This window comes from Mycobacterium sp. UM_11 (genome assembly GCF_001414075.1).
Taxonomy (GTDB): Bacteria; Actinomycetota; Actinomycetes; order Mycobacteriales; family Mycobacteriaceae; genus Mycobacterium.
Map to the genome: position 1 here is coordinate 1 of NZ_LATC01000139.1, position 9,633 is coordinate 9,633.

Sequence of the window (9,633 nt, forward strand, 5' to 3'; positions counted from 1 at the left end):
TCCTTGCGCAGCGAGCCCATGCCCGCGTCGATCTCGGTGGCGACCTCGAGCAACCGTCGGGCCCAGTCGGCGACGATCAGGCCCGCCGGGGTCAGCTGCGAGCCGCGCGTGGTCCGCACCGCCAGCGTGACGCCGATCTGGGCCTCCATCGACGCGAGGCGCCGCGAGATGGCCTGCTGGGTCAGCCCGAGTTCGCGCGCGGCGCGGCCCAGGCTGCCGGTCTCGGCGATCGCCAGGAACACCTCGAACGAGGCGAGCTCGGGCATCCGAGGGCTGAGCGGCATGATCACTCACAATCATTTCGTGTGACACAACGATAGCTTGTGACTCCACAACGACCGTGCCTCTACTCGCCCGTGGCCCCGACAAGAACCATGGAGGCATGGCCTATGTGATCGCCGAACCCTGCGTCGACATCAAGGACAAGGCGTGCATCGAGGAATGCCCCGTCGACTGCATCTACGAGGGGGCGCGGATGCTCTACATCCACCCCGACGAGTGCGTCGACTGCGGGGCCTGTGAGCCGGTGTGCCCGGTCGAGTCCATCTACTACGAAGACGACCTGCCGGCCGAATACGGCGAGTACACGCAGATCAACGCCGACTTCTTCGCCGAACTCGGCTCGCCCGGCGGCGCGGCGAAGGTCGGGCTGACCGAAAACGACCCCGCCGCGGTCAAGGGCCTGGAGAGCCGGGCCGAGGCCACGTAACCACCTGCCGCAGGGGCTTTTCGTAAGGTGAGCTCATGCGGACAGCTCGAATCATCCACGTCATCCGGCAGCTAGGGTCGCTCGTGGTCACCGCGGTGACCGCGGTGTCCACGCTCAACGCCTACCGGCCGTTGGCGCGCAGTGGCTACCTGTCGCTGTTCTCGTGGTTTTTCGGCCTGGTCGTCACCGAGTTGCCGCTGCAGACCCTGGTCAGCCAGCTCGGCGGGCTGGCGTTGACGGCCCGACGGCTCACCCCGGCGGTGCGGACGCTGGCCTGGCTGACCGCCGCCGCATCGGCGGCGGGCTTGCTGAACTTCAGCCGGGCAGGCCATCAAGCCAACGTGCCGCTCACCCAGGCGCTCGACGCCGGGCTGGGCTCGGACCGGCGCACCGACTCGGCCGACCTGTGGCGCCGGCCCAAGGGCGCGGGCATCGCCAAGGCGCCGGGCCTGCTGCGCATGTTGCGGATTTACCGCGACTACGCCCACGACTCCGACATCAGCTACGGCGAATACGGCGGCGCCAACCATCTCGACATCTGGCGACGGCCCGACCTGGACCCGAACGGCAAGGCGCCCGTGCTCTTCCAAATCCCGGGCGGCGCCTGGACGACGGGAAACAAACGCGGACAAGCCCATCCGCTGATGAGCCACCTTGCCGAACTCGGCTGGATTTGCGTGGCGATCAACTACCGGCACAGCCCGCGTAACACCTGGCCGGCCCACATCGTCGACGTCAAGCGCGCCCTGGTGTGGGTGAAGCAGCACATCGCCGAGTACGGCGGCGATCCCGAATTCATCGCGATCACCGGCGGTTCGGCCGGCGGCCACCTGTCGTCGCTGGCCGCGCTCACCCCCAACGACCCCCAGTTCCAGCCCGGATTCGAGGACGCCGACACCCGGGTGCAGGCGGCCGTGCCGTTCTACGGGATCTACGACTTCACCCGGCTCGACGACTCGATGCACGCGATGATGCCCGGGTTGCTGATCAAGTCGATCATCAAGCAGCGGCCCTCGACGCACCACGACACGTTCGCCGCCGCGTCGCCGACCCATCGGGTAAACCCCGACGCCCCACCGTTTTTCGTGCTGCACGGCAAGAACGACTCGTTGGCCTTTGTCGAGCAGGCCCGCGACTTCACCGCCAAGCTGCGCGACGTGAGCAACCAACCCGTCGTGTACGCCGAATTGCCTTACACCCAGCACGCTTTCGACATCTTCGGCTCGGCCCGCGCGGTGCACGCCGCGGTCGCCGTCGAACAATTCCTCGCCGAGGTCTACGCGAGCACCCGGGCCACCGCGCCCGCGACCATGGCCTCCGGATCCGCCTGAATCCCGACCGCCTGTAGTTCGCCGCCGATCGCGAGCGACGCGACGCCGTGCACCAGCGACCATAGCGGCGCGGCGAGCTCGCGCGGGTCCCGACCGCCCGAGACGCCCAAGACGCCCGCCCGCTGGCAGTCGGCGATCGCGTCGAGCAGATCCCCGAACGCCTGCTCGCCGGCGACGGCCAGGCCGGGATGGTCGGCCTTGGACAGCTCGGCGCCGAACATCACCCGGTAGTGGTCGGGGTGGGCGACGGCCCAGCGCACGTACGCGCGGCCGAGTTGGACCACCCGATCCTTGGGGTCCGGCGCGGAGGCGGCCGCGGCCAATTCGGCGTGCAGCTCGCCGAAACCCTGTTCGGCCACGGTCGCGAGCAGCGCCGCCTTGTCGGCGAAGTGCCGGTACGGGGCGGCGGCGCTGACCCCGGCCCGGCGGGCCGCCTCGGTCAGCGTGAAGCCCTTGGGCCCCTTTTCGGCGACCAACGACAGTGCGGCGCTGGTCAGGGCGCGTTTCAGGTCGCCGTGGTGATAGCTGTCCCGACGCACCGCCCCAGTCGGCGATTTTCGCTCGCGTGCCATGTTGACGAGATTAACATTGGGGACTATGTTAAAGCCATTCACATCCGAAGGAAGGGGACGAAATGGACCCGCAATTGACCCCCCGCGCCGGCGACCGCGACCGGGAGCGGGCGGCAACCCGCCTGGGCCAGGCGCTCGCGCAGGGCTACCTGGAACTCGACGAATACGACCGACGCGTGCGGGCGGTGTTCGCCGCGCAGACCACCGGGGAGCTGCGTGAGCTGCTCGCCGACCTCCCGCTCGAGCGCATTCGCCGCGCGGACCCGCGCCGCCGCGCCGCCCGCATCCAGGCCGCCCGCCGCGGGGTGCGCATTCACCTCGGCGCCTATCTCGCGATGACCGTCATCGTGCTCACCGTGTGGGCGGCCGTCGCCGCCACCACCGGCGCCACGTACTTCTGGCCGGTATGGCCCATCCTCGGCGCCGGGATCGGTCTCGTCAGCCACGCACTGGGCATCCGCCCGGCCGTGAAAACCGTTGCGCGGTAGGGGTTTGCCATGTCGTGGGCCGTCATCACCGGTGCCAGCTCCGGATTCGGCGCGATCTTCGCCGACCAGCTGGCGCGGCGAGGCATGTCGTTGGTGCTCGCAGGGCGCGACGAAGCCCGACTCAAAGCGGTCGCCCAGCGGGTCGAGCAGCCTGTTGAACTTGCCGTCGGCGACCTTGGCACCCGGGCCGGCGTCGACAACCTGGTCGCCCGCTTGGACGGCCGGGAGGTCGACGTGCTGGTCAACAACGCCGGCTTCGGCACCTACGGCCCGTTCGCGGAGGTCGACGCCGAGCGCGAGCGCGAGCTGGTCGCGGTCAACGTCGACGCGCTGGTGCGGCTGACGCACGCGGTGCTGCCCGGCATGCTGGCGCGGGGTCGGGGCGGCGTCCTGAATGTCGCCTCCACCATCGCCTTTCAGCCCGGCCCGTACCAGGCCACCTATGGCGCGTCGAAGGCTTTCGTGCTGTCGCTGAGCCAAGCGTTGTGGGCCGAGACGCGCGGTTCCGGGGTGACCGTCACCGCGCTGTGCCCCGGGCCCACCCGGACCGGGTTCGTCGATGCGCTCGGCTCGGACGTTTCGCACACCGCGATCTATCGCCGGCTCGCGGCGCCCGAACCCGTCGTGGCCGCCGGGCTGCGGGGGCTGGACCGGGGCCGCGCCGTCGTCGTGCCCGGGTGGCGCCTTCGCGCGATGGCCACCGGCTCACGACTGATGCCCGGGTGGCTCTCGGCGGTCGTCAGCGGCCGAATGCTGCGGCCCGCCGAGCCAAGCTAGGTCTTGGGCCGAACGCCCGCGGCGCGATAGACGAAGACCGGCTGCACGGGAAAGCGCAGCGTCGTCGCCGGCAGCGTCTGAAGCACCTCGTCGGGAATCTTCTTGCGGTAGTTGAGCCGCATCGACCCGCTGAAGGCGGGATCGACGCCGTGCAAATCGATTTCGAGATTCAGGCCCTTGCCGGTGATGGTGGCGCGGGCCGGCCCCCTGGCGTTGTTCCAGGGGCAGTCGATCGATCGGAGGTTGGCGTCCCCGCGCGCGGGCAGCGTGGCGACAACCCGTGCCGCGGTGAACGCGAACGCGCCCGTGTAGCGGGACACGCCCGAGGCCGAATAGACGCCCGGCACATGGCCGCCGAAGTGCCGGCTGACGCCGACCTTGCCGGCGCTGAAGATGATTCCCTCGGCGTCGAGCTCGTCGCGCAGCGCGGCGGGCAGTTTGCCGATTTCGGACAGGTTGCGGAGGAAGCCGAACACGTTCCAGACCGTAGCGTCTATTGCACCGTGACGTTGGCCGTATAGGTGCACGCCGGTTTGGAGTCCTTGCCGACGAAGCTGGTGTAGGACGTGCCGACGGTCGTGGTTCCCGGCTTCAGCGCGGTGAACGTCCACACCTCCGTGCCGGGCGCCCCCAACGCGTCCGAGCTCGGTGGCACGAATTCGTGGCTGGTCTGCTTGAGGACCCCCGAGTCGCCGATCTTCATGTCCGGCGCCCACCGGTACGGGGTGGTGTAATTCGAGCCCAACTTCACGACGAGCGTGTTGCCGACCGCCAGCGTGATGCCCTGGGTGATGACGCTCTGCGTGAGCACGTCGTTCATCGGCACCTGCAGCGTCTTGGTCGACGGCGGGTTCCTGGACTCGAAATGGCAGCCCACCAGGATCGGCGAAACGAGCATCGCGACGGTCACCAAAAGCCTGATCTTCCCGACAGTCATCGAGCCCATTATGGCCTGAAGCCCCATCGACGCGCGGCCCGGCGATACCCCATGGGCGGCTCGGCGTTTCGCGCGCGCGTTTGCTGCGCGTCGGGTAGCTTCTGTGCATGTTTGGCATCATCCGGCCCTGCCGTCACCGGCTCGGCGGCGAGCTGGCGGCGGCCTGGACAGCCCAGTTGTGCGGATTGTGTCTGGCGCTGCGCGACGACTACGGCCAGACCGCGCGCATCGCCACCAACTACGACGGCCTGGTTGTCTCGTTGCTGGTCGAGGCGCAATCGCCCGGGGAACCGAGCCGCCGCGCGGCCGGGCGCTGCCCATTGCGCGGGATGCGCCGCGCCGATGTGGCCACCGGTGACTGCGTGCGGCTGGCCGCGGTGGTGTCGTTGGCGCTGGCCGCCGCGCGGGTCCGCGATCACGTCGACGACCGCGACGGGGTGGTCGGCGTGGCCGGGGTGCGGCCGGCCGCGCGCCGCATCGCCGAACGCTGGGTGCGCCAGGGCACCGACACCGGTCACAGCCTGGGCTTCGACACGGGCGTGCTTGTCGCCGCGATGGACCGCCAGGCCGCCCTCGAATCCCAGGCCCGCCCCGGTAGCTCGCTGTTGCTGGTGACTGAGCCCACCGAGACCGCCGTCGCCGAGGCGTTCGCGCACACCGCGGTGTTGGCCGGTCGTCCGGACAACGCGGCGCCGCTGCGCGAGATCGGGCGGCTGTTCGGCCGGGTGGCGCACCTGCTCGACGCGGTCGAGGACTACCGCGACGACGTCGCGCGGGGGAAGTGGAACCCGTTGGCGGCCACGGCAACTCCCGTGGCAACGGCGCGCGCCCTATGCGACGACGCGGCGTTGGGCATCGAGCTGGCGCTGGCCGACGTGTCGTTCACCGACGGCCGGCTGCCCCACCGGCTGCTGACCAGCGAGGTGCGCCGATCGATCAAGCGCACCTTCGCCCACGCCGGTTTCAGCGCGCAAACCGGGACGCCGCACGGCCAGCAGGAACCCATCAACTTCGGCGATCAGCCCGGGCAGCCCGAAGGTGACGGCGAAAACCCCGCCGGCAAGCGCAAGAAGAGCGGGGACGGCACCGGCTGCTGGTGTTGCTGCGAGAGCTGCGACTGCTGCTGCGACGACTGCTGCTGCGACTGCTCCTGACCGGCCGCGCGCGACGGAATCCCCGGCCTTCAGGCGACTCTCGACGGGTCTGAAGTGACCTAACCGACAACCCCGCCCGCCCCATCCCCGCTCGGCGCGAGCCGAGCAAGTCCGGCAGGATGGGCTGGTGTTTGGCCTCGTCCTGATCGTCGCGCTCGTCTCCACCGTCATCGTCGGGACGGTCATCGGCCGGCGCTATCGCGTCGGTCCGCCGGTGCTGCTCATCGTGCTCGGCACCCTGCTCGGCCTGGTCCCCCATTTCGCCAATGTGCATGTCAATGGCGAGGTGGTGCTGTTGCTCTTCCTGCCGGCGATCTTGTACTGGGAGGGGCTGAACACCAGCTTCCGCGAGATCCGGGCGAACGCGCGCATCATCGTCTTCCTCAGCGTCGGCCTGGTGATCGCGACGGCGGTGGCGGTCTCGTGGACGGCCCGGGCGCTGGGGATGGACTCGCACGCGGCGGCCGTCCTGGGCGCCGTGCTCTCCCCCACCGACGCCGCCGCCGTGGCCGGCCTCGCCAAGAAGTTGCCGCGCCGGTCCGTCACCGTCCTCAAGGCCGAGAGTCTCATCAACGACGGCACCGCGCTGGTGCTGTTCGCCGTCACCGTCCACGTCGCGATCGGCGGATCCGCGATCACCCCGCCCGACCTGGTCGGCCGTTTCGTCGGCTCCTACCTCGGCGGCATCGCCGCCGGACTCCTGGTCGGCGGTGCGGTGACGCTGCTGCGCAAGCGAATCGACGCCCCGCAAGAGGAAATGGCATTGAGCGTGCTGACGCCGTTCGCGGCGTTTCTGTTGGCCCAGAGCATGGACTGCAGCGGGGTCGTCGCGGTCATGGTCGCGGCATTGGTGCTCGCCTACGCCGGTCCGGTGGTGATCCGCGCGCGATCACGCCTGCAGGCCTACGCATTTTGGGACAGCGCGACCTTCCTGCTCAACGGCTCGTTGTGGGTGTTCGTCGGTGTTCAGATACCGGGGGCGCTGCGCGGCATCGCCGGCGTGGACGGCGGGATTCGCCACGCGCTGTTCATCGCGCTCGCCGTCACCGCCGTGGTGATCCTGTCGCGCATCTTCTGGGGCGAGCTCACGGTGTTGCTGATCCGCCTGATCGACCGCCGGCAGGCCCAACGCGAACGCCGGGTCAGCTGGCGGCAACGCTTCGTCACCGCGTGGGCCGGCTTCCGCGGTGCGGTCTCACTCGCCGCGGCGCTGGCCGTCCCGACCACCACGCTCAGCGGCGCGCCGTTCCCCGACCGGAGCCTGCTGATCTTCATCGTGGTGGTCGTCATCCTGACCACCGTCCTGGTCCAAGGGACCACGCTGCCCGCGGTGGTGCGCTGGGCGCAGATGCCCGAGGACGTCGCGCACTCCGAGGAGCTGCAACTGGCCCGCACCCGGGGTGTGCGAGCCGCCCTCGACGCGTTGCCCGCCGTCGCCGACGAGGTCGGCGTCGGCGACGACCTGCGGCGCCGGCTGCAGAAGGAATACGAGGAGAAGGCCGCGCTGGCGCTGGCCACCGAAGACGGCTCGACGAACAACCACCTGGTCAAGAAGAAGGAACTGGTCCGGCGGGTGCGGTTGGGTGTGCTCGACAGCAAGCGCCGGGAGATCACCGCGCTGCGCAACCAGAACCTGATCGACGACATCGTGCTGCGCGAGCTGCAGAACGAGATGGACCTCGAGGAAGTGCAGCTGCTCGACGCCGCCGAGAACGAGTAGGGGCGTCGGTCGTCGACCGTACAGTCGGCACCATGTTGCAGACGGTCGCGATCCGCGGGTATCGCTCGCTGCGTGAGGTGATCCTGCCGCTGGGCCGGCTCTCGGTCGTCACCGGCGCCAACGGCGCCGGAAAGTCGTCGCTGTACCGCGCGCTGCGGTTGCTGGCCGATTGCGGCCGCGGCGAGGTGATCGCCTCGCTCGCCCGGGAGGGCGGGCTGCAGTCCGCGCTGTGGGCCGGGCCCCAGGAGCTCAAGGGCGCCCGGCGCACCGGGAAGGCCGAGGGCACCGTGCGCACCCGGCCGGTTTCCCTCGAATTGGGCTTTTCTGCAAGTGATTTCGGCTATGTGGTCGACCTGGGCATCCCGGTGTCGGCGGGGCAAGCCCGCTCAGCTTTCGCTCGCGATCCGGAAATCAAGCGGGAGGCGGTCTTCGCCGGTCCGGTGTTGCGCGCCGGCACGACGCTGGTGCGCCGAGCCGCGAGTTTCGTCGAGGTCAGTGCCGACACCGGTCGCGGATTCGACGAGCTGTCCCGGTCGCTGCCGTTGTACCGCAGCGTGCTGGCCGAGTACGCCAACCCGCACGCGCTGCCCGAACTCGCCGAGGTGCGCGAGCGGCTGCGCGGGTGGCGGTTTTACGACGGCTTCCGCGTCGACGCCGGGGCGCCGGCGCGGCACCCGCAGGTGGGCACCCGCACCCCGGTGCTCTCCGACGACGGCAGCGACCTGGCGGCCGCGGTCCAGACGATCATCGAGGCCGGCTTCGACGACCTGAGCCGCGCCGTCGCCGACGCGTTCGACGGCGCCACGATTTCGGTCGCCGTGCACGACGGCCTCTTCGATCTGCAGTTGCGCCAGCGCGGCATGCTCCGGCCCCTGCGATCGGCCGAATTATCCGACGGCACACTGCGATTCCTGCTGTGGGCCGCCGCGTTGTCCAGCCCGCAGGCGCCGTCGCTGATGGTGCTCAACGAACCGGAGACCTCGCTGCACCCGGAGTTGGTGCGCCCGCTCGCGGGGCTGATCCGCACCGCGTCGGCGCGGACGCAGGTCCTGGTGGTCACCCATTCCCGCACGCTGTTGGAGGCCATCGGCGACGACTCCGTCGACATCGAGCTGTACAAGGAGTGGGGCGAAACGCGCGTCGCCGGCCAGGACCTCCTGAGTACGCCGCCGTGGGACTGGGGCAAGCGCTAGCTTTTCGCAGGGTTCCTTGCACCCCGTCGCCCCCATCCCATCGAGCGTGCACTCACGGCGGCGTTTCTCGGCGTGTCGCCGCCGTGGGCGCACACTCAACGCCCAGTACGCACGCGCTCGAAGCCTGCGCGGCGGAATTCATGGACTGTTCAGGCCGGCGTCAGGTCCGCATTGTTGAGTGCACATGCGGGCCGCGTGTCCTCACGTTATGCGCGTTGTACAGGTCGCCAATTTCTACGGCCCTCGCTCCGGCGGCCTTCGCACCGCGGTGGACCGGCTGGGCGCCGAATACTGCGCCGGCGGTCACGAGGTGTTCCTGATCGTGCCCGGGCAGCGGGCCGAACGCAGCGAGCTGCGCACCGGCGTGGTGCGAATCACCCTGCCCGCCAGGCTGATTCCCCTCACCGGCGGCTACCGCGCGGTGCTGCCCGGACCCGTCAAGGCGCTGCTGGAGGCGTTGCGGCCCGACGCACTGGAGGTTTCGGACCGGCTGACGCTGCGATCACTGGGCCGGTGGGGCCGCGACCACGGTGCCACGACCGTGATGATCTCCCACGAGCGGTTGGATCGCCTTGTGGGGCAAGTGCTTCCGCGGCGGGCCGCGGTCAGGTTCGCCGACCTGGCCAACGCGCGCACCGCGGCCGATTACGACACGGTGGTGTGCACCACCGGTTTCGCCCGGGAGGAATTCGATCGAATCGGCGCCACCAACACCGTTACCGTTCCCCTGGGCGTCGACCTGCAGACCTTTC

12 protein-coding genes are annotated in these 9,633 nt (G+C 69.9%); 8 read left to right on the top strand and 4 right to left on the bottom strand.

Going from position 1 to position 9,633, the window contains the following annotated elements:
- Positions 1-284, bottom strand: a 284-nt coding sequence (locus WU80_RS22695; RefSeq protein WP_156371820.1) for a LysR family transcriptional regulator, incomplete at its 3' end; no start/stop codon positions are given.
- 98 nt (positions 285-382) lie between these two features.
- On the opposite strand from WU80_RS22695, the gene fdxA reads away from it, so the two are divergent.
- Together fdxA and WU80_RS22705 are read left to right on the top strand one after the other, a co-directional pair.
- A complete protein-coding gene (fdxA, locus tag WU80_RS22700) occupies positions 383-709 on the top strand; it encodes a ferredoxin (protein ID WP_055405344.1) in 327 nt (108 codons plus the stop codon).
- 35 nt (positions 710-744) lie between these two features.
- Complete coding sequence (locus WU80_RS22705; RefSeq protein WP_055405345.1) at positions 745-2,040, top strand: alpha/beta hydrolase; 1,296 nt, start codon at positions 745-747, stop codon at positions 2,038-2,040.
- On the opposite strand, the gene WU80_RS22710 is transcribed toward WU80_RS22705, so the two are convergent.
- Entirely contained in the window at positions 1,986-2,612 is a 627-nt protein-coding gene (locus WU80_RS22710) for a TetR/AcrR family transcriptional regulator (RefSeq protein ID WP_055405346.1), read from the bottom strand. The genes WU80_RS22705 and WU80_RS22710 overlap by 55 nt on opposite strands.
- 62 nt (positions 2,613-2,674) lie before the next feature.
- Here WU80_RS22710 and WU80_RS22715 point away from each other — a divergent pair, with 62 nt between their 5' ends.
- On the top strand, positions 2,675-3,100 hold the full coding sequence (locus tag WU80_RS22715; RefSeq protein ID WP_055405347.1) for a DUF1707 domain-containing protein: 426 nt from the start codon (positions 2,675-2,677) through the stop codon (positions 3,098-3,100).
- Positions 3,101-3,109: 9 nt separating this feature from the next.
- Complete coding sequence (locus tag WU80_RS22720; protein WP_055405348.1) at positions 3,110-3,877, top strand: SDR family oxidoreductase; 768 nt, start codon at positions 3,110-3,112, stop codon at positions 3,875-3,877.
- Here the strand turns inward: WU80_RS22720 and WU80_RS22725 are convergent.
- Together WU80_RS22725 and WU80_RS22730 are read right to left on the bottom strand one after the other, a co-directional pair.
- The gene (locus tag WU80_RS22725) at positions 3,874-4,353 is read right to left on the bottom strand and encodes a hypothetical protein (RefSeq protein ID WP_055405349.1); all 480 of its coding nucleotides are present in this window, start codon (positions 4,351-4,353) and stop codon (positions 3,874-3,876) included. The two genes, WU80_RS22720 and WU80_RS22725, sit on opposite strands and share 4 nt — an antisense overlap.
- Positions 4,354-4,370: 17 nt before the next feature.
- A complete protein-coding gene (locus tag WU80_RS22730) occupies positions 4,371-4,823 on the bottom strand; it encodes a protease inhibitor I42 family protein (RefSeq protein ID WP_082459993.1) in 453 nt (150 codons plus the stop codon).
- A 98-nt stretch (positions 4,824-4,921) separates the two neighbouring features.
- Between WU80_RS22730 and WU80_RS22735 the strand changes: the two genes are divergently transcribed.
- The 4 genes from WU80_RS22735 to WU80_RS22750 all read left to right on the top strand — a co-directional run.
- The gene (locus WU80_RS22735; RefSeq protein WP_055405350.1) at positions 4,922-5,968 is read left to right on the top strand and encodes a DUF5685 family protein; all 1,047 of its coding nucleotides are present in this window, start codon (positions 4,922-4,924) and stop codon (positions 5,966-5,968) included.
- Positions 5,969-6,095: 127 nt separating this feature from the next.
- Positions 6,096-7,688, top strand: coding sequence for a Na+/H+ antiporter (locus tag WU80_RS22740; RefSeq protein ID WP_055405351.1), 1,593 nt, complete (start codon positions 6,096-6,098; stop codon positions 7,686-7,688).
- A 32-nt stretch (positions 7,689-7,720) separates the two neighbouring features.
- Positions 7,721-8,881 (top strand): AAA family ATPase, encoded by a 1,161-nt coding sequence (locus WU80_RS22745; RefSeq protein WP_055405352.1) that lies wholly within the window; start codon positions 7,721-7,723, stop codon positions 8,879-8,881.
- A 208-nt stretch (positions 8,882-9,089) separates the two neighbouring features.
- Positions 9,090-9,633 (top strand): glycosyltransferase (locus tag WU80_RS22750; protein ID WP_156371822.1); only part of this gene is annotated, 544 nt, incomplete at its 3' end.

Bases quoted from the DNA above. Each gene is read 5' to 3' on its own strand.
- fdxA (WP_055405344.1), top strand. From the start codon at position 383: ATGGCCTATGTGATCGCCGAACCCTGCGTCGACATCAAGGACAAGGCG.
- WU80_RS22705 (WP_055405345.1), top strand. From the start codon at position 745: ATGCGGACAGCTCGAATCATCCACGTCATCCGGCAGCTAGGGTCGCTC.
- WU80_RS22710 (WP_055405346.1), bottom strand. From the start codon at position 2,612: ATGGCACGCGAGCGAAAATCGCCGACTGGGGCGGTGCGTCGGGACAGC.
- WU80_RS22715 (WP_055405347.1), top strand. From the start codon at position 2,675: ATGGACCCGCAATTGACCCCCCGCGCCGGCGACCGCGACCGGGAGCGG.
- WU80_RS22720 (WP_055405348.1), top strand. From the start codon at position 3,110: ATGTCGTGGGCCGTCATCACCGGTGCCAGCTCCGGATTCGGCGCGATC.
- WU80_RS22730 (WP_082459993.1), bottom strand. From the start codon at position 4,823: ATGGGCTCGATGACTGTCGGGAAGATCAGGCTTTTGGTGACCGTCGCG.
- WU80_RS22735 (WP_055405350.1), top strand. From the start codon at position 4,922: ATGTTTGGCATCATCCGGCCCTGCCGTCACCGGCTCGGCGGCGAGCTG.
- WU80_RS22745 (WP_055405352.1), top strand. From the start codon at position 7,721: ATGTTGCAGACGGTCGCGATCCGCGGGTATCGCTCGCTGCGTGAGGTG.